General features: G+C 48.2%; 18 protein-coding genes. 8 read left to right on the forward strand and 10 right to left on the reverse strand.

Annotation, left to right across the window (positions count from 1 at the left end):
• The first annotated feature begins 120 nt into the window (after positions 1–120).
• On the forward strand, positions 121–1,236 hold the full coding sequence (locus SB847_RS00535) for a mechanosensitive ion channel family protein (protein WP_410563008.1): 1,116 nt from the start codon (positions 121–123) through the stop codon (positions 1,234–1,236).
• Between the two features lie 63 nt (positions 1,237–1,299).
• Positions 1,300–2,031 carry an NAD-dependent protein deacylase gene (locus SB847_RS00540; protein WP_301294548.1) on the forward strand — a complete coding sequence of 244 codons (732 nt, stop codon included), beginning with the start codon at positions 1,300–1,302 and terminating at the stop codon, positions 2,029–2,031.
• Positions 2,032–2,064: 33 nt separating this feature from the next.
• Here SB847_RS00540 and SB847_RS00545 read toward each other — a convergent pair whose 3' ends face one another.
• Positions 2,065–2,913, reverse strand: a complete 849-nt coding sequence (locus SB847_RS00545; RefSeq protein ID WP_025284491.1) for a polysaccharide deacetylase family protein — start codon at positions 2,911–2,913, stop codon at positions 2,065–2,067.
• Between the two features lie 256 nt (positions 2,914–3,169).
• On the opposite strand from SB847_RS00545, the gene dat reads away from it, so the two are divergent.
• The gene (dat, locus tag SB847_RS00550; protein ID WP_029325975.1) at positions 3,170–4,021 is read left to right on the forward strand and encodes a D-amino-acid transaminase; all 852 of its coding nucleotides are present in this window, start codon (positions 3,170–3,172) and stop codon (positions 4,019–4,021) included.
• A gap of 41 nt (positions 4,022–4,062) precedes the next feature.
• Here dat and SB847_RS00555 read toward each other — a convergent pair whose 3' ends face one another.
• Positions 4,063–4,647 (reverse strand): TetR/AcrR family transcriptional regulator, encoded by a 585-nt coding sequence (locus SB847_RS00555; RefSeq protein ID WP_012117186.1) that lies wholly within the window; start codon positions 4,645–4,647, stop codon positions 4,063–4,065.
• A 108-nt stretch (positions 4,648–4,755) separates the two neighbouring features.
• On the opposite strand from SB847_RS00555, the gene SB847_RS00560 reads away from it, so the two are divergent.
• The gene (locus SB847_RS00560; RefSeq protein WP_014417310.1) at positions 4,756–5,307 is read left to right on the forward strand and encodes a hypothetical protein; all 552 of its coding nucleotides are present in this window, start codon (positions 4,756–4,758) and stop codon (positions 5,305–5,307) included.
• 38 nt (positions 5,308–5,345) lie between these two features.
• Here the strand turns inward: SB847_RS00560 and SB847_RS00565 are convergent, their stop codons facing one another.
• On the reverse strand, positions 5,346–5,846 hold the full coding sequence (locus tag SB847_RS00565) for a universal stress protein (RefSeq protein ID WP_007409250.1): 501 nt from the start codon (positions 5,844–5,846) through the stop codon (positions 5,346–5,348).
• 421 nt (positions 5,847–6,267) lie between these two features.
• On the opposite strand from SB847_RS00565, the gene bmrC reads away from it, so the two are divergent.
• Entirely contained in the window at positions 6,268–8,025 is a 1,758-nt protein-coding gene (bmrC, locus tag SB847_RS00570) for a multidrug ABC transporter ATP-binding protein BmrC (RefSeq protein WP_410577219.1), read from the forward strand.
• On the forward strand, positions 8,022–10,043 hold the full coding sequence (gene bmrD, locus SB847_RS00575) for a multidrug resistance ABC transporter ATP-binding protein/permease BmrD (RefSeq protein ID WP_410577221.1): 2,022 nt from the start codon (positions 8,022–8,024) through the stop codon (positions 10,041–10,043). The genes bmrC and bmrD overlap by 4 nt, the downstream gene beginning before the upstream one ends.
• A 39-nt stretch (positions 10,044–10,082) precedes the next feature.
• Here the strand turns inward: bmrD and SB847_RS00580 are convergent, their stop codons facing one another.
• From SB847_RS00580 to SB847_RS00605, 6 genes are all read right to left on the reverse strand, one after another.
• Positions 10,083–10,703: an NAD(P)-dependent oxidoreductase gene (locus tag SB847_RS00580; protein ID WP_410563002.1), complete on the reverse strand. Its 621-nt coding sequence runs from the start codon at positions 10,701–10,703 to the stop codon at positions 10,083–10,085.
• A gap of 28 nt (positions 10,704–10,731) precedes the next feature.
• A complete protein-coding gene (locus SB847_RS00585) occupies positions 10,732–10,857 on the reverse strand; it encodes a hypothetical protein (protein WP_007610363.1) in 126 nt (41 codons plus the stop codon).
• 101 nt (positions 10,858–10,958) lie between these two features.
• Positions 10,959–11,165, reverse strand: coding sequence for an alpha/beta-type small acid-soluble spore protein (locus SB847_RS00590; RefSeq protein WP_007610368.1), 207 nt, complete (start codon positions 11,163–11,165; stop codon positions 10,959–10,961).
• Between the two features lie 225 nt (positions 11,166–11,390).
• Complete coding sequence (locus SB847_RS00595) at positions 11,391–11,606, reverse strand: YheE family protein (RefSeq protein WP_406527320.1); 216 nt, start codon at positions 11,604–11,606, stop codon at positions 11,391–11,393.
• An 82-nt stretch (positions 11,607–11,688) separates the two neighbouring features.
• The gene (locus tag SB847_RS00600) at positions 11,689–13,047 is read right to left on the reverse strand and encodes a YheC/YheD family endospore coat-associated protein (protein ID WP_007409242.1); all 1,359 of its coding nucleotides are present in this window, start codon (positions 13,045–13,047) and stop codon (positions 11,689–11,691) included.
• Positions 13,037–14,128, reverse strand: coding sequence for a YheC/YheD family endospore coat-associated protein (locus SB847_RS00605; protein WP_038457467.1), 1,092 nt, complete (start codon positions 14,126–14,128; stop codon positions 13,037–13,039). Before SB847_RS00605 ends, SB847_RS00600 begins: the two co-directional genes overlap by 11 nt.
• A gap of 237 nt (positions 14,129–14,365) precedes the next feature.
• On the opposite strand from SB847_RS00605, the gene SB847_RS00610 reads away from it, so the two are divergent.
• A complete protein-coding gene (locus SB847_RS00610; protein WP_045207060.1) occupies positions 14,366–15,499 on the forward strand; it encodes a DUF445 domain-containing protein in 1,134 nt (377 codons plus the stop codon).
• 85 nt (positions 15,500–15,584) lie between these two features.
• The gene (locus SB847_RS00615) at positions 15,585–15,935 is read left to right on the forward strand and encodes a YlbF/YmcA family competence regulator (RefSeq protein ID WP_014720937.1); all 351 of its coding nucleotides are present in this window, start codon (positions 15,585–15,587) and stop codon (positions 15,933–15,935) included.
• 41 nt (positions 15,936–15,976) lie between these two features.
• Here SB847_RS00615 and SB847_RS00620 read toward each other — a convergent pair whose 3' ends face one another.
• Positions 15,977–17,116, reverse strand: coding sequence for a DNA alkylation repair protein (locus tag SB847_RS00620; RefSeq protein ID WP_410562994.1), 1,140 nt, complete (start codon positions 17,114–17,116; stop codon positions 15,977–15,979).
• Between the last annotated feature and the right edge of the window lie 8 nt (positions 17,117–17,124).

Consider the following 17,124-nt stretch of genomic DNA (forward strand, 5'->3'; position numbering starts at 1 on the left):
TGTGAAAACCCCGGCTGTGCTCTGATGCCGGGGTTTTTCAGGCTGCCTAAAGACATTAAAAGAAGCTGATGTCCGAATGTTTTAGTATAATAGATTTTCGACAAGACAAAGGAGCATGCCATGATGACACAATTTCAGAGCTTTTTTACGCTTGACCATATTTCGCAGATCAGTATCAGCATTGGAATTTTAGCGGCTTTTCTCATTTTGAGAAAACTGTTTGTCAAATACTTTTTTCAGCTCATTTACAAATTGGCGAACAAGCCGAAAACCGACATATTCAAGCAGATTGCCGTAGCGTTTGACAAGCCGGCCAGATGGTTTTTCGCGGCGCTGGGTCTGTTTTTGGCGATTGAGTATTCGCCGTTTTTAGACGGGCAGATGGACATTGTCAAAAAATTGTACCGCTCTCTGATCGTTGCGCTGATTGCCTGGGGGCTTTGCAATCTGACATCGGCGTCTTCGTTTTTATTTCATAAAGTCAACAAGCGCTTTGAGCTTGATATGGATGACATTTTGGCGCCGTTTTTATCCAAGGTGCTGCGCTTTGTCATTCTCGCGCTCAGCGTCAGTGTGATCGCGCAGGAATTCAATTATGATGTAAACGGGTTCGTGGCCGGACTCGGACTTGGCGGATTGGCCTTCGCGCTTGCGGCTAAAGATACGATCAGCAATTTTTTCGGCGGCATTATCATCATTACGGAAAAGCCGTTTACGATCGGCGACTGGGTCGAGACGTCATCTGTGACGGGGGGCGTTGAAGATATCACATTCCGAAGCACAAGGTTCCGCACGGCGCAGGGGGCGCTTGTTACCGTACCCAATTCAACGCTGTCCATGGAAGCCATCACAAACTGGACGAGGATGACGAAGCGCCAGGTCACGTTTTCCGTTCGTGTTTCTTATGCGACGCCGATTGATCGTTTAGAGCGGTGCATCACAAGGCTCAGAGAAATGCTTCGTGAACATGAAGGCGTGCATGATGATACGATTATGGTTAACTTTGACGTGTTTGCGGACAGCTATTACAATCTGTTTTTCAACTTTTACACAAAGACCATCGTCTGGGCGGAAAGCCTGGACGTGCGGCAGGATATCAACCGCCGGATTATTGATATTTTTGCTGAGGAAGGCGTGGAGTTCGCCTATCCGGGCCAGAATGTATTCGTAAAACAGAAAAGCCACGATGATCCGGTTCATGTGAAGGATCATTCCGGAGAAAAAGAACGGGCATAACAGGCGCCGTTCTTTTTTCATGATATGATAAAAAGAAAAGGCGGTGGAAGAGTGGAAGCGTTTATGACATTGATCAATCAGGCGGAACGTATCGTGGTGCTGACGGGAGCGGGAATGAGCACGGAATCCGGCATTCCTGATTTTCGTTCGGCGGGCGGTATATGGACCGAAGACACCTCCAGAATGGAAGCGATGAGCAGGGAATACTTTGAACGCCGTCCGCGTGAATTCTGGCCTAAATTCAAACAGCTCTTTCAGATGAAAATGAGCGGAAGCTATGAGCCGAATGCCGGCCATACGTATTTGGCGGATCTTGAAAAGCGGGGAAAGCAGGTAGATATTTTCACGCAGAATATTGACGGGCTGCATAAGAAAGCGGGAAGCAGCAGTGTCTATGAGCTTCACGGTTCAATTCAGACCGCCGCATGCCCCCGCTGCGGAGCGCGCTACGGGCTTTCTCATCTGCTGAAGGACGAAGTGCCGGAATGTACGGCGGAAATCGGTGATCATGCGGTATGCGGCACCGTATTAAAGACGGATGTCGTGCTGTTCGGCGATCTCGTTCAGCATTTTGAAACCCTTTATGAAAAGCTTGATAAAGCTGATCTTCTTCTTGTGATCGGCACTTCGCTTGAAGTGGCGCCGGCAAGGTTTGTCCCTGAGGATGCGGGCCGGATTCCCGGTTTGAAGCAGGTGATTATTAACCTTGAGCCGACATATTGCGACCATTTATTTGATCTTGTCATCCATGAGAAGATCGGTGAATTTGCAAAACGGATCAGCGCCGCGACATAAAAAAAGCCGGATCATATACAGATCCGGCTTTTCTTATTCATGGACGGGAATCATTTGATCCGTCAGAACATCAAAGGAGTAGCCCTGGGCTTTCAGTTTTTGGATCAGGCTAGGCAAAGCGTGCACCGTCGCAGGCAGATCGTGCATTAAAATGACATGCGGCCTGCTCGTATGAACGCTTTCCAAATATGCGAGCTGATTCAATACTTCCGGCACGTACCGTGCATTTTTGTACTTCCAGTCTTCACTGTCTATCGTCCAGTCCCAGTACACGAATCCGCCTTTTTCAAGATTCTTAATTTGGGCATCCGTCAATGACGGTTTACTGCCGTAAGGCGTGCGGACAAGATCCGTTTTTACTCCGGTGATTGCCTCGAGTGTATCGCGTCCCTGCTGCATTTCGTTCAGCGGTGATGTCGGTGTTTGATAAAACAGGTGATTATCGTGCGTCACGCCGTGCAGGCCGAGCGCGATTCCTTCCTGCTTCGCTCTTTGCACGGAATGCTGATAGGCTTTCATCCGCGGTTCAAGCATAAAAAAAGTGGCCTTTGCGCCATTTGCCTTCAACACATTCAACAGCTGTTCAGTATATGGAGACGGCCCGTCGTCGAAGGTTAAATATACCGTTTTTTTCCCTGGGTCACGCTCTCTCTGCAAGTGTTTCATTAAGACGTCGGGAGAATCATTTTTCAGCCGCAGGCTTTCTGCTTCATCCCGAAGCTGCCCGTTTGCGGTCACAGTGACCTGTTTGTTTTTTGCGGCGGAAGCGGAATATCCCATTATGACGATTACCAGAAGCAGTCCGCACAAAACTGCTAAACTCGTAAGTTTAAAAGCCAATGAAAACAGAGAAGGGGAAGCACCTTCTTTTGTGTTGCGCATAACAATCTCTCCAGTAGCATAAGTTTCTGCATAATGCCGATAACAGCGGAGGCTTGCGAAGTGCCATAAGTTAACAGCATATGTATGTCGAATCAAGTATACAGGAACAAAACTGGAAAAGACATAGAAAAGGTGTCGAATAATAAGATTTTAAGAAAAAAATAAACTCCGCAGCCGGCTCGTTCAGTATGATAGAATAGTTGACAATAACAGCTGAGAATGCACATCACGGCAGATAACGATGAGGAGGGTTTACATGAAGACATTAGTAAACGGCCAGTTGATTGATCGTGAAGAAGCGGCAGTTGATATTGAGGACCGCGGATATCAATTCGGTGACGGTGTGTATGAGGTCATCAGAGTGTATAACGGCGCCTTATTCGGTCTGCGCGAGCATATTGACCGTCTTTTCAGAAGCGCCGCAGAAATCGGCATCACCCTGCCGTTCTCCGCAGAGGACATAGAATGGGATCTGCAAAAGCTCGTACAGGAAAACAAACTCATTGACGGCGGGGTCTATATACAGACGACGAGAGGGAAGGCGCCGCGGAAGCACCAGTATGACGAAGGATTGGAACCGCAGACGACGGCATACACCTTTTCAGTGAAAAAACCGGAAAATGAACAAAAAGCCGGAGCGCAGGCCATAACGGCGGAAGACAAACGCTGGCTGAGGTGTGACATTAAGAGTCTGAATTTACTGTATAATGTGATGATTAAACAAAAAGCCTATGAAGCAGGCGCTTATGAAGCGGTGCTGATAAGGGACGGAGCGGTCACGGAAGGAACCTCTTCCAATGTATACGCCGTCATAAACGGCACTGTCCGGACGCATCCTGCAAATGAGCTGATTTTAAACGGCATTACGCGGATGAAACTGTTAGAGCTGATGAAAGAAAACGGGATTGAGGTGCGGGAGCAGGCTCTTACCGAAGACGAACTCAGGGATGCGGATGAAATTTTCATCTCGTCAACGACGGCTGAACTAATCCCGATCGTAACCCTTGACGGAAAACCGGTCGGAAGCGGAGTGCCGGGACCTGTAGCCAAAACGATTCAGGAGGCTTTTCAGTCGCACATTCAGCAGGAGCTCGGCGTTCAGTCATAAGCTGAAAAAAGGCCGGAACACATCCGGCCTTTTTGCTTCAGTCAGATAAAGAGAGATTCGATATGCTGAACGAGCACACGGGAGATCTTCTCTTTTGAAAGACGCTCAGGTTCAAGCATGGCATGCAGCGCCAATCCGTCGGCGATGGCGTACATTTTCTCCGCTTCGATCTCTTTATCAAGATTCGGTTTCAGAAGCTTATTTTCATCCAGCCAGTCAATCAGACCGCGGATATATGCCAAGATCCCGTCCTGCTGGGGTTGAAACTCTTCTCCCTTATGTCTGGCATAAGCTGTGAAAGCGAACCATACCTCCATTTCAGCCATCGTTTCTTCATCTGTCGGGATGATTTCAAGCATCAGACGCACCGCTTTTTCTTTCGGCGGCAGATCTTTCATGGCAACTTCGTTAATTCTGGCGGCCGCTTTTTCTTTTACGAGTGTCATCGCATACCCTAAAAGCTCATCCTGGGTGGTGAAATAGTGCCTCAGCGCGCCTAAAGAAAGACCCGCTTCCTGGGCGATGTTTCTCACTGTCGCTCCTTCCATTCCCCGCTCCAAAATCGTCCGCCAAGTGGCTTCGGCTATTTGTTTTCTTCTTTTTTCATGATCGATTATTTTAGGCATGGTTCCAGTGTAACAGGAAATATTTTTTCTTGCAATTTTGTGATACAGTTGTATTAAATAAAAAGCAGTGATACAATGCATTTTAGAAAACGATAAGGGGGAACCGGATTGAACGCGATTGCTTGGTTGATTGTCATTTGTGAGGCTGCTTTTTGGGCGGCTGTCATCTTTGGATTGGCGGCGCGCTATATATTCAGGCGGCAAAAGCTCGGAATGTTTTTTTTCGCTCTCATTCCTTTATTGGATGCCGTACTGTTTCTGGCGGCTGCAGCTGATTTATACAGAGGGGCGGCGGCGACTATGGCGCATGCGGTGGCGGCCATTTATATCGGAGTGTCTGTCGCCTTCGGAAAAAGCATGATTCAATGGGCGGATGAGCGGTTCCGCTATTATGTGGTCAAGGAAGGGGCAAAACCGGTCAAACGGTACGGACTGGATTATGCCAAACATTATGCGAAAGGGTGGGGAAGACATGTATTAGCATTTGTCATCGGCGGCGTTCTTTTAGCCGGAACGGTATTTCTCATTCAGGACGCTTCCCGCACCGAAGCGCTCAGCGTACTGTTAAAGGGATGGTCTGTCGTATTGTGCATCGATTTTTTGATCATGGCGAGTTTTTTTGTGATGCCGAAAAAAAGAAGAAACAGCCGGGAGCTGTAAAAAAAGCAGCTTTTGATTAAGCTGCTTTACAGAAAGAATTATTTTACGATCAGCACGGGAATATCGGATTTCGATGACAGTTTTTCACTGACACTTCCGAATAAAAGTTTTTTCAGCCTGTTCTGGTCCCGGCTCCCCATGACGATCAAATCCGCCGATATACGGTCGGCATGCTCGATAATGGCATCAGCGGGATCACCTTCTAAAATGTCGATATCCCCGTCAATCTGGCTGTCGTTCATCAGCATTCTCGCTTCCGCAACGATTTCTTCCGTACGGTCTTCATAAATCATCGGATCAGGGGAGATTCTTTCCGCCTGGAGCGGGTCAGGAACGCTTGCAATCCCGCCGCCGATATACGTTGCCCCGGCTCCCGGCCTCGGGGGATCAACAATCGTCCGGGTATCTTTTGCATTGTGGGAATGTACGACCGTTAAATCTGCGTGAAATGTTTTTGAAAGGTCTATGGCTTTTTGGAGCGCTTTTTTACTATCATCACTTCCGTCAAAAGCTGCTATCAACCGGTCCGCGTGAAACATCGGCCTCATCCTTTCAGTAAAAAAGGTTTGTTTTACAATACCCGAATGGCAGAAATGTAAAACCTGCGTTGACAAAAAAAGGATTTGTTTATATGATGAAGGAACAATATAGGGAAAAAGGAGGTATGGATCATGTCAAAACTAAATCTTGTCAACTCATCTTCAGCTGAATACCGGCGTGACTCCCATACAGCTTCCGTTTTCTGAACATTTGCTTAAAAACGGGGCAGTCGCGCATAAACGGCGGGTCTGTACCTTATTTATAATAATAAGAGGCATGGAGCTGAGGCTTCATGTCTTTTTTTATACAAAAAAATGAAAGAAAGACAGGTGTGATGCATGTGGCGGTATTAGCGAAAACAATGAAAAACAATCCGGAAAAGCTTGAGGGCGGCTGATTGATGAAAGGGGATGACGGTATTTGTTTACTGTATTAAAAAAGCTCGCGTGGTTTTTTAAAGCCTATTGGCTGCGCTATACGACAGCGATTGTTCTGTTATTGATTGTGAATGTCATTGAAATGTTTCCGCCTAAACTTCTCGGTAACGCGATAGACGATATGAAGGCGGGCGTGTTTACAAAAAGCGGGATGCTGTTTTACATATGTGTTTTTCTCGCATTAACGGCAGCCGTCTATTTACTGTCTTATTTTTGGATGTATCAGCTTTTCGGCGGGGCGAATGTCATGGAGAAGATTCTCCGTTCAAAGCTGATGGGAAGGCTTCTTCAAATGTCACCGCCGTTTTACGAGAAATACAGAACGGGCGATTTAATGGCGCGGGGGACAAATGACTTGCAGGCCGTCAGTATGACGACGGGCTTCGGGGTCTTAACGCTCGTTGATTCGACGATGTATATGCTGACGATATTTTTGACAATGGGGCTTCTCATCAGTTGGGAGCTGACATTTGCCGCGATTATTCCGCTGCCGATAATGGCGGCTGCGGTCAGCCTGTACGGAAAAAAGATCCATGAGCGGTTTACGGAAGCGCAGGATGCTTTCGGATCATTAAATGACAAGGTGCTGGAGTCGGTATCCGGCGTCCGGGTCATCCGGGCATTCGTGCAGGAAAAAAATGATGTCAGCCGGTTCGGTGATATGACGGCGGATGTATATGAGAAAAATATGAAGGTGGCGTTTATCGATTCACTTTTTGAACCGACTGTGAAACTTCTCGTCGGCCTCAGCTATCTCATCGGTCTCGGCTACGGCGCTTATCTCGTTTTTCAAAACCGGCTGACGCTGGGAGAGCTGGTATCGTTTAACGTGTACCTCGGAATGATGATCTGGCCGATGTTTGCGATCGGAGAATTAATCAATATCATGCAGCGCGGAAATGCCTCCTTGGATCGTGTGAATGAGACGCTTTCCTATGAGCCTGACGTGACGGCACCAAAGCACCCCGCAGGCATCAAGGAGCCCGGGCGTCTTGTTTTTGACCAAGTGACTTTCACGTATCCGAGCGGAGCGGGACCGGCGGTTTCTGATGTATCTTTTTCCGTAGAAAAAGGGCAGACACTCGGCATCGTCGGGAAGACGGGAAGCGGAAAGACGACGATTATTAAGCAGCTGTTGCGTGAATATCCGCCCGGTGCGGGAGCAATCACGTTTACAGGCGTTCCGATTCAAGAGATTCCGCTCGAGGAGCTCCGCGGGTGGATCGGCTATGTGCCGCAGGATCATATTTTATTTTCAAAGACTGTAAAAGAGAATCTGCTTTACGGCCGGCAGGATGCAAACGAAGAGGAAATCGGCAGCGCGCTGAAAGATGCGCATTTTGAAAACGATATCGGTATGCTTTCCGACGGGCTTGAGACGCTTGTCGGCGAGAAGGGCGTAGCGCTCTCGGGCGGACAAAAGCAGCGCATCTCAATTGCGAGAGCGCTTTTGACCGATCCGGACATTCTCATATTAGATGATTCGCTTTCTGCCGTAGACGCGAAAACGGAAGCCGCCATCATTGACAGCATCCGTAAAAAACGGCGGCATAAAACAACGATTATCACCACCCACCGGCTCTCGGCAGTTGAACACGCAGATCTCATTCTCGTCATGGATGAAGGCCGGGTGTCTGAAAGAGGCACGCACCGGGAGCTATTGGCGCAGAACGGCTGGTATCGAAAACAATATGAGAGGCAGCAGCTGTCCTCTCTTGAAGAAGGGGGGACGGGCGCATGAAGACCGGGAGAAGATTATGGAATTACGCGCTTCAATATAAGAAGCTGCTGATATGGGCGGTCGTCCTGCTCATTATTGCGGTCGGCACTGAGCTGACCGGCCCGTTTATCGGAAAAAAAATGATTGACGACCACATTCTCGGCATTGAAAAAACATGGGTTAAAGCCTCTGCGGACGATCCGGGCGCCGTCAGGTTCCGGGGGCATGATTATGTCAGGGAGGACCGGCTCAAACCGGGGGCGGACAAAACCGGAGAGGCGCACATTTATCAAGTCGGTGCGGGCTACTATTTTGTTGACCGTCCCGTCAGTTTTGACGGAAACCGTTCGGTGTCTGACGGCCGGCTGACGATATCAAACGGTAAAGAAAGCAGCTCATATCCCGCCATTACGTTATCAAGACAGGAGATTTTTCAATTTTACCGTCCCGAAATAAAAGGATTGCTGACGTTGACCGCCATTTACGCGGGACTGCTCATGTTTTCCGTATGTTTTCATTACGGCCAGCATTATCTGCTGCAGATGGGAGCGAACCGGATCATACAGCGCATGAGGCAGGATGTATTTTCACACATTCAGAAAATGCCGATCCGCTACTTTGATAATCTGCCTGCCGGAAAAGTCGTGGCCCGCATTACGAATGACACAGAAGCGGTGAGGGATTTATATGTAACGGTGCTGTCGACATTTATCACAAGCGGCGTTTATATGCTCGGCATTTTTACGGCTCTGTTTATGCTTGACGTCAGGCTGGCCGCCGTTTGCCTGCTGATTATTCCGATTTTAATGATCTGGTCGGTTGTGTACCGCAAATACGCATCCGTCTTCAACCAAAAAATCCGTTCCATTAACAGTGACATCAATGCGAAAATGAACGAGTCCATTCAAGGGATGCCGATTATTCAGGCGTTCCGCCGAGAGAAGGAAACGATGAAGGAATTTGAAGAATTGAATGAAGCTCATTTCCGCTACAAAAACAAAATGCTGTCCTTAAATTCCCTCATGTCCCACAGTCTTGTCAATGTGTTGCGTAATCTGGCGTTTGTCGGGCTGATCTGGTATTTCGGGGGCGCGAGTCTGAGTGCGGCCGGAATTGTTTCAATCGGTGTTTTATATGCATTTGTTGATTATTTAAACCGTTTGTTCCAGCCGGTTACGGGGATTGTCAACCAATTTTCGAAACTTGAATTGGCCCGTGTCTCTGCCGCCAGGGTATTCGAGCTTTTACAGGAGGAGGAAACGGAAGAAGAAGGCGCTCCCGCAGACAGAAAGGCGAAAGGAACTGTGGAATTCCGCGATGTTTCTTTTGGATATCGAAAGGGAGAAGAGGTGCTGAAACACATCAGCTTTACAGCTGAAAAAGGGGAGACGGTCGCCCTCGTCGGCCATACGGGGTCCGGCAAAAGCTCCATCCTGAATCTTCTGTTCCGTTTTTATGATGCTCAAAAAGGGGATATTCTGCTGGATGGTCAGAGCATATACGGCATGTCAAGGCAGGAGCTGAGGTCGCATATGGGCATTGTGCTGCAAGACCCGTATCTTTTCTCGGGCACGATCGGCTCCAATGTGACACTCGATGATCAGCGTATTTCTTTGGAGCAGGCGGAAGAAGCGCTTCGCCAAGTCGGCGCCGCAAGCCTTCTGCAATCTTTGCCGAAGGGCATCAGAGAGCCCGTCACCGAAAAAGGCGGCACACTGTCCTCAGGCCAGCGTCAGCTGATTTCTTTTGCTAGAGCGCTTGTGTTCGATCCGGCCATTTTAATTTTGGATGAGGCGACGGCGCACATTGACACCGAAACAGAAGCAGTCATTCAAAAAGCGCTGCAAGTGGTTCAAGAAGGGCGCACGACATTTATTATCGCCCATCGGCTTTCCACGATCAGACACGCAGACCAGATTCTCGTGCTGGAAAAGGGCCGCATCATTGAAAAGGGAAGCCATGACGAATTAATGGCGCAAAAGGGGCAGTACCATCAAATGTATGAATTGCAGAAAGGAACTGCGAAGTCCGCGGTGTAATCGGAAAGGGTGAATCTAAAGATTCGCCCTTTTTTTCATTCAGTAAGCCAGTCCCACCCGTTTTCTGACAAACTGAGGGCTGATCAGCTCACGGTACAGAAAATGCGCCGTGTCTCCGACGGTGATTTCAGCGCCGTCTTCAGGAAGGCGATCCTGTTCGAACCGGTAAACTCCGGCAGCATCTCCGTCAGGAAGGTAGGTGGGACAGATGATTGTCCAGTCAAGATCCTCTGCCAGCAGCATCTCGTATACGCGGGCGTGTTCCTTTGCGGCTTTTGTTGATTTTCGTTTTGATTCTGCCGATTCAAAACGGTATTGATCAGGCATAAGCCGTGATTGAAGGATACCCGCGGTGCCGATCGTAATCAGACGCTGAACATGATGCCGTTTCATGCCGTCTATTATATGGGTCATAGCGGCTGAAAGGGTATCGTCACCGTCCGTGCCGAGACAGCTCACGACTGTGTCCGCTTTGGAAATCAATCGGCTTACATCTTCCCGCTGCCTCGCATTCCCTGTTATGATTTGTTTTTCAGGAATGGGAAGGACGATACCGGCTGATCTGACAAGAGCGAATATCTCCATATGTCCATGTTTCTGCGCTTCTTTTATAAAAGCCTGTCCGACTCTTCCCGTTGCTCCGAGTAAAGCGATGTTCATGTAAAAAACCTCCTCGCCGCTCATTATATCATTCAAAGCAGCGGGGAAAAGAATACCTGTGAATAAACGGGAAATGGTGGGCAACATATTCATTGACCAAAGAAACACTTACGAACTGAAACAGCTCCCAATTGACTGAGGCAATGAATGACATGTTTTCCCTCCTTTTTTCCTAGGGTATGTGGAATAGGAAAAAAGGGTGACGGCATAAAAGAAGACGCGGTATCCCGCGCCTTCTGTAAGCCATTTATTGAGTTATTGTACGCCTTGGCCGCCCATGTTCTGCTGTGCGAAAGATACTAGACGTTTAGTGATTTCTCCTCCGACAGAACCGTTTGCACGAGAAGTTGTTTCTCCGCCAAGGTTTACGCCGAACTCAGAAGCGATTTCGTATTTCATTTGGTCGATTGCTTGAGCAGCGCCGGGTACTACTAGTTGGTTTGAAGAGTTGTTGTTTGCCATTTGTATGATCTCCTTTATAAATTAGTATGGTTGGGTTTGCTGGAATTGCACCAGCCGATGGTTTTCGGAATGAAAACCATTGCCAGCTCGGCTTCACCCAATGCTTGTTTGCCGCTTTGTACTACGTATTATGGTAAAGCAAACGGCATCTCATTCGGAAAACGGTGTGGTAAATAGCGGAAGGGAAAAGAAAAGCCCAGCCTGGTGCGGCTGAGCTTTTAGCTTTCAGTCATATATGTGAAAAAGCATTAATTCATGCAGCTCTTTTACGAGAGCCGGCTCTTCTTTTCCCGGATGTGTGTGTCCCCATTCAATGTCTCCGGACTTATGGTAAATCCCTTCGTAATGCGTACCCTGCCAGTAAAATGAAATCCGCCATCCGGGCAGTTTCTCTTTTTTGAATAACGGTTTCCAGCTGAAGTGCGAAATCATGACGTTCACGCTCCTTATGGGAAATGTTGATCTTGTTCATTGTAGCTCATCGTTCATTGCCTGTCCCGGGTAAACCTAAAAAAAGACAGCCTCACCGCCAAAGTTTTTCCGGGGCGGTGATGGACCGTTCTGATAAATACGACGCGTATTCAAAATTTCTCCGTTTTGTCAGGTAATCGACCGATCTCAGCTTCGGATGGGAAAAAATGCTGCGCCCGGGGCGGGAATTGGCTTCAAACATCCAAACTTTCCCTGAATGATCGACGCCGAGGTCAAAACCGATTTCGCCGATAAAACCTTCAATGTGCTCATTTAACACGCGGCTGACCGCCAAGGCGGCTTTTGAAAGTTTCCGCATCATGCCGACTCTCTCGCGCGGATCGCCGTATAATTCAGCTAACGTCCTGACTTCTCCGCCGGTTGCCAGATGCGTCGTGATGCTGTTTTCACCGGAAATTTTTGCCGCAATGGCCGTCACTGTCCATTTCCCCTCGGCGTTTTTATTCGTGTGCACCCTGAAATCGACGGGGCGCCCATCCAGCCGGATCAGGTCAATGCCTTGCTGAATTAAAAATGCGGACGGGTCATTGTTTTCTTTAAATGATGTCATGAAGGATGCCGCATCTGAATACTCTGCCGTCACCACCGTTTTTTCCTCATTCGTGTGTTTGACAGATAAGCCGGCATCTGTTTTTTCCACCTTGTAAATCCCCGTTCCGAGTGCGCCGTCTGCGGGTTTGATATAGACGGTGCCAAATGTGCTGCATAACGTCTCTAACGCTTCCGCATTCGGGTGCAGGACAGATTTTGGCAGAAGTGAAGCGGTGAGACTGTTTTTTTCCAGAAGCTTATGAATGTCCCATTTATTAAAGAATTGCGGATTAAACCACGGAATCTGATAGTCATTCATCAGCCTCTGTTTTGTCTGCTGTAAAAGCGGAACTTCTTCCGTTTTTCGGCTCGGGAGCCTGTCATATACGACATTCGGAAGCGGGACGGCCGTCCGTTTCCAGCTGTTTTCTTTATAAATCAGCGCTTGGACGGTGCCTTCTTCCCAGTTGATCTGATGGGCCCCGAAAACGAAACAATACCCGTTCGCCTGTTCATGAAGAGAGAGCATCTTGGAAAAGAAGGCTGTACGGTCTCTTAACGGGCGGGACGGCGATGATGTGAACCCAGCTGTGAAAACGCCGATCAGCGGTCCGATGTGCACCGTCTGGCCGTGTATGAGAAAGTCAGCCCGGCTTTTATGCGGTATCAGCAGCTCCTCAAACAAATCTTCAGAAAGGAGCGCGCTTTTTTCAAGTGATTGAGAAAAGGCTACACGGCATTTGACAACCTTGGTCCCGAAGGCAGCGGATAAAAGCCCTTCCCGTTTCATGGAGGAGGGGAGAAACAGCGTATTTTTGCTTTTTTTATCGATGCCGACAATCATCCCTTTATGATTCACGCGGTAATACTCCTTTCCGGCTTTCCTGTGACTGAAGCTCGCGGAAGCGTCTCAGCGGACCCGTATACAAATCCTCTTTCGCCTCCGGAGCCACGCTTAAAATAGCTTTCCGTCCCGGCTTTGAATTGACATCCAAAAGCCAGATGCGTCCGTCTTTGGCATAGCAAATATCGAGCCCCAGCTCAAACAGCGGTCCGAACCGTTCATCAAGGAAATAAGGGACGGATTGGGTGATCGAAAAGACATCATCCAATAAAACGGCCTGCTGCTTTCTCGGAATTTCCTCAAACCATGTGTCAAACTTAATCGGTTCGGATCCTCCGGGCAAATGAGATAAAAGACCGTTCTGGTAACCCCTTCTGACCGCTTTTCCGACCGTTTCCCAAACGCCTGACTCCGTTTTGCGCATGAAAATGCGGATGTCGCACGGATGCCGCTCTTTATCCTGGATATTTAAGTAGGATTGAAGCAAATAGCGGTGCTGCAGCACTTTTTTGCACCAAGACTTAAAAGACACGTGATTGGAAAATGATTTTGTTTGTTTGTTTTTTCCGATATAGTAAGTGGCCGTAATTGATTTTTTGCCTGTTTCAAGCAGGATGATGCCTCTGCCTCCCGCGCCGAAAGCGGGCTTAAGTATACATGCTTTTTCCTTGGCTAAGTATGATTGCACCTGTTCATAGCGGCTGACTTCGGCCGTTTCAGGAATATAGGGACTGATCAGATGATGCTTTTGGAGCGCATCCGTGATCGTCCATTTATCAGGAAGCCCCCGGCCGATAAATTCCGTTTTCGGATATTTTTTCAGCCATTCGACGATCGGTTTGGCTTTTTGCGCTTCAGCGGATTTTCCGTAAAAACAGCGGTCGTAAATATATTCGGGAATATCGATTTCCGTTTCGTTCCACTTTCCGCTTTGCGGGTGATAGACGAGCGCTTTCACGCGCAAAGAATCCGGAAATATATCAAACGGTGTAAAGCGGGCTAAGCGCACATTATATTGAGGCGCTCTTTCAGCCAATTCCCCGGCGTAATCTTCCTCGTGCCGGCGGGATACAGACATAAAACCGAGTGTTGTCATATTATTACTCCCCCTTTATTCAAAAAGCCGCTGATGGAACGGCCCTTCCATCCAATAAATATGCTAAGCGCGTTATAAAAGATGATCTACTGTAAAGAGTACGAAACAGCATCTTGCCTTATTCCTCACAAACAACAATTCAGGTTCTTCATTTGCCCGCATGCCCGCCAGCCTCTATAATACGAATAGATATATCATCAAGAAAATAGAACATAAGATGGAGGCAGAAGAAAAGGAATGGGCATAGCAGGAACGTTTCTATTTATGATTGTGATCGGAGCCGCGATCGGCGCGGTGACGAATCATCTTGCCATTCAGATGTTATTTCGTCCGTACCGGCCGTATTACCTGTTCGGAAAACGGGTTCCGTTTACGCCGGGGCTGATCCCGAAAAGACGGGATGAATTGGCAAAACAAATGGGGCTCATGGTGACGAACCACCTTTTAACACCGGAAGGAATAAAAAAGCGGCTTTTATCAGATACCGTTAAAAACCAGGCGCTTCTTTTCGCCGAACAATTCACACAAAAAATGGCCGCTTCCGAGATGACGGTGCACGAAGCTTTGGCCGCCGCGGGCATCCGGAATCCGCAGGAAAAGACGGATGCCTGGATTGACCGTTTTACCGATGAAAAGCTTTCGGACCTGTACCGGAAATATGAGCACCGCGCCATAAAAGACTGGCTTCCTGATGAGCTTCAGGAAAAGCTGGATGAAAAAGTCCCGCTGGCCGCAGATTATATTCTGAAGCGGAGCATTGATTATTTTGAGAGCGAAGAAGGGAAAGACAGGCTCGGAAATATGATTGACGACTTTTTGAATTCCCGGGGGATGCTCGGCAGCATGGTGCAGATGTTCCTCGGCAATTCAAGCTTGGCAGACCGTGTGCTGCCTGAGCTGTTAAAGTTTTTGCGCAATGAGGAAACGAAAAAGCTTCTGGCTGATCTGCTTTCTCAAGAATGGGGCAAGCTCAAATCTTATACACTTTATGAGGCCGATGAAAAGTGGAATGCGAAAGATCTGCTGTTCAGCATGAAAAAGCGGGCTTTGGCCGCACTTCAAACCGCGCCCTTTTTCGAATGCCGGCTCGGTGACATCATCTCCCGTTATGAAGGGGAGATTACGGGGACGTACGCGCCGAAGCTGCTTGATGCGGCACTCGGCAGTATTGCCGCTCATTTGGAGGATGTGCTGAAACGGCTGCGTCTTGAGGAAGTGGTCAAAGAGCAGGTTGATCAGTTTCCCGTTGAACGGCTGGAGGAAATGGTGCTGTCGATTTCCAAGAGAGAATTTAAGATGATAACGTATTTAGGCGGTCTGCTCGGCGGGATGATCGGAGCAATTCAGGCTTTGTTTGTCATTCTTTTCTAAGGAAAACATACGCCGATGATGAAAGTCGCTCCGCAGTCTGTTATAGTGGAGTGGTATGTCCGAAAGGAAGAAAGGAGCGGTTACTATGGCAGTTCATTTTTATGATGCAGCATATGATCTTGAAAAAGCTTTGCGAAACAGTGATGAATACAGCCGTCTGAGAGGGCTTTATGATCAAGTAAACGCAGATGAATCCGCAAAACGCATGTTTGATAACTTCCGCAATGTACAGCTGCAGCTGCAGCAGAAACAGATGTCAGGTGAAGAAATCACTCAGGAAGAGGTAGAGCAGGCACAAAAAACGGTTGCTCTCGTACAGCAGCATGAATTGATTTCTCAGCTGATGGAAGCGGAACAGCGCATGAGCATGCTGATCGGCGAGTTAAACAAAATTATTATGAAACCTCTTGAAGAGCTTTACGGCAGCCCGGAATAAGCTCCACACCACCCCTCCATCTATGAAATGGAGGGGTTTTTTTATTCAACAGAAAAATCAAGCGAACCTTTTACCGTACCGTTAATGATGACAGACAGAGTGTGAATTCCCCGATAATGCTTGCGGGTGGTTAAATCTTTAAGGGAATGATGTTTGCTGAAGGCTTTTACGTCTCCGTTATCCATGGCGGACTCCGACATCTTAAACACCTTGCGGCTGCGGTGCCCCCTTTTCTTTACAAAATCAATCGCGTATTCAACCCTGACTTTTTGCCGGGCGGATGAGCGGATCTGAAAAGAAAAATGTATGCTTGTTCCGATGGCGGCCGTTTCCGAATTCAATGTAAAACGTTCCAATGAAATCCGGGTGGCGTCTTCAAACCCGAAAACCGCAAGCGCCTGTTTGTCTCCTCTTTTTAACAGTGTCCTGCAGGCGTGCTTCAAAATCCAGTCCGTGTGCGGACAGCTTCCGAACCGCTCGGCTGCGATCTGTAGCAGAAGATCCGGATGTGTTTTGGAGATGTCATTCAGGTTATTCGCCACGCTTTTTCTGACATATAACGAGTCATCCTGCATCAAGCGGTCCAGAACAGGGAGAATCGGAGAAGGATCTTCAAGAAGAGCCGGAATAGAGATTCCCCATGGCAGGCGCGGTCTTGAGCCTTCGCTGGCAAGCCTTCTGACATGTTCGTCCGGATGCTCCGTCCAGGAAAGGAACTCTTTGAACATCCGCTCCCGGTCAAGCCTGATATACGGGCGGACCGCAAATTCAGAAGTGGAAAAACGAGTGAAATACTGAAGCGCCTTCATGGATTCGTCCCAGTGATCCGTTCCGTACTGTTGGACATAATCGGGAAAAATAATCCCGGCGAGCCCTGAGAAGTGGGGAGCTGTCTCGTATAAGACGTCAAGCGCCCGTATGTAATCCTTCGGCAGTGTTTCATATAGAGAGTCTGTGATCCGGCGCATCCGCTGTTTTAACGTCAGTCCGGGCCAATCTTCCCGAAACATCAGCGCCCGGCACTTGTCCCGCTCAAAAGCCGGATACGCCGATTTGATTCTGTTGAACAGTGCTTCTGCAAATTCTTCGTTATAAATATCTTTTAATAGAGACATGACAGTCACCGCTTTTTTTTTTTTATTATATGAGAATGTATGTTCCCTTTCAACTTTATCATACATTCAGCACA

This window comes from Bacillus sp. SIMBA_026 (assembly GCF_046535335.1).
In the GTDB taxonomy this organism is placed as follows: domain Bacteria; phylum Bacillota; class Bacilli; order Bacillales; family Bacillaceae; genus Bacillus; species Bacillus velezensis.

What these genes read in the sequence shown, in the direction of transcription:
- SB847_RS00535 (WP_410563008.1), top strand. Translation starts at nt 121, where the DNA reads ATGATGACACAATTTCAGAGCTTTTTTACGCTTGACCATATTTCGCAG.
- SB847_RS00540 (WP_301294548.1), top strand. Translation starts at nt 1,300, where the DNA reads ATGACATTGATCAATCAGGCGGAACGTATCGTGGTGCTGACGGGAGCG.
- SB847_RS00545 (WP_025284491.1), bottom strand. Translation starts at nt 2,913, where the DNA reads ATGCGCAACACAAAAGAAGGTGCTTCCCCTTCTCTGTTTTCATTGGCT.
- dat (WP_029325975.1), top strand. Translation starts at nt 3,170, where the DNA reads ATGAAGACATTAGTAAACGGCCAGTTGATTGATCGTGAAGAAGCGGCA.
- SB847_RS00555 (WP_012117186.1), bottom strand. Translation starts at nt 4,647, where the DNA reads ATGCCTAAAATAATCGATCATGAAAAAAGAAGAAAACAAATAGCCGAA.
- SB847_RS00565 (WP_007409250.1), bottom strand. Translation starts at nt 5,846, where the DNA reads ATGTTTCACGCGGACCGGTTGATAGCAGCTTTTGACGGAAGTGATGAT.
- bmrD (WP_410577221.1), top strand. Translation starts at nt 8,022, where the DNA reads ATGAAGACCGGGAGAAGATTATGGAATTACGCGCTTCAATATAAGAAG.
- SB847_RS00580 (WP_410563002.1), bottom strand. Translation starts at nt 10,703, where the DNA reads ATGAACATCGCTTTACTCGGAGCAACGGGAAGAGTCGGACAGGCTTTT.
- SB847_RS00585 (WP_007610363.1), bottom strand. Translation starts at nt 10,857, where the DNA reads ATGTCATTCATTGCCTCAGTCAATTGGGAGCTGTTTCAGTTCGTAAGT.
- SB847_RS00590 (WP_007610368.1), bottom strand. Translation starts at nt 11,165, where the DNA reads ATGGCAAACAACAACTCTTCAAACCAACTAGTAGTACCCGGCGCTGCT.
- SB847_RS00605 (WP_038457467.1), bottom strand. Translation starts at nt 14,128, where the DNA reads ATGACAACACTCGGTTTTATGTCTGTATCCCGCCGGCACGAGGAAGAT.
- SB847_RS00610 (WP_045207060.1), top strand. Translation starts at nt 14,366, where the DNA reads ATGGGCATAGCAGGAACGTTTCTATTTATGATTGTGATCGGAGCCGCG.
- SB847_RS00615 (WP_014720937.1), top strand. Translation starts at nt 15,585, where the DNA reads ATGGCAGTTCATTTTTATGATGCAGCATATGATCTTGAAAAAGCTTTG.
- SB847_RS00620 (WP_410562994.1), bottom strand. Translation starts at nt 17,116, where the DNA reads ATGTATGATAAAGTTGAAAGGGAACATACATTCTCATATAATAAAAAA.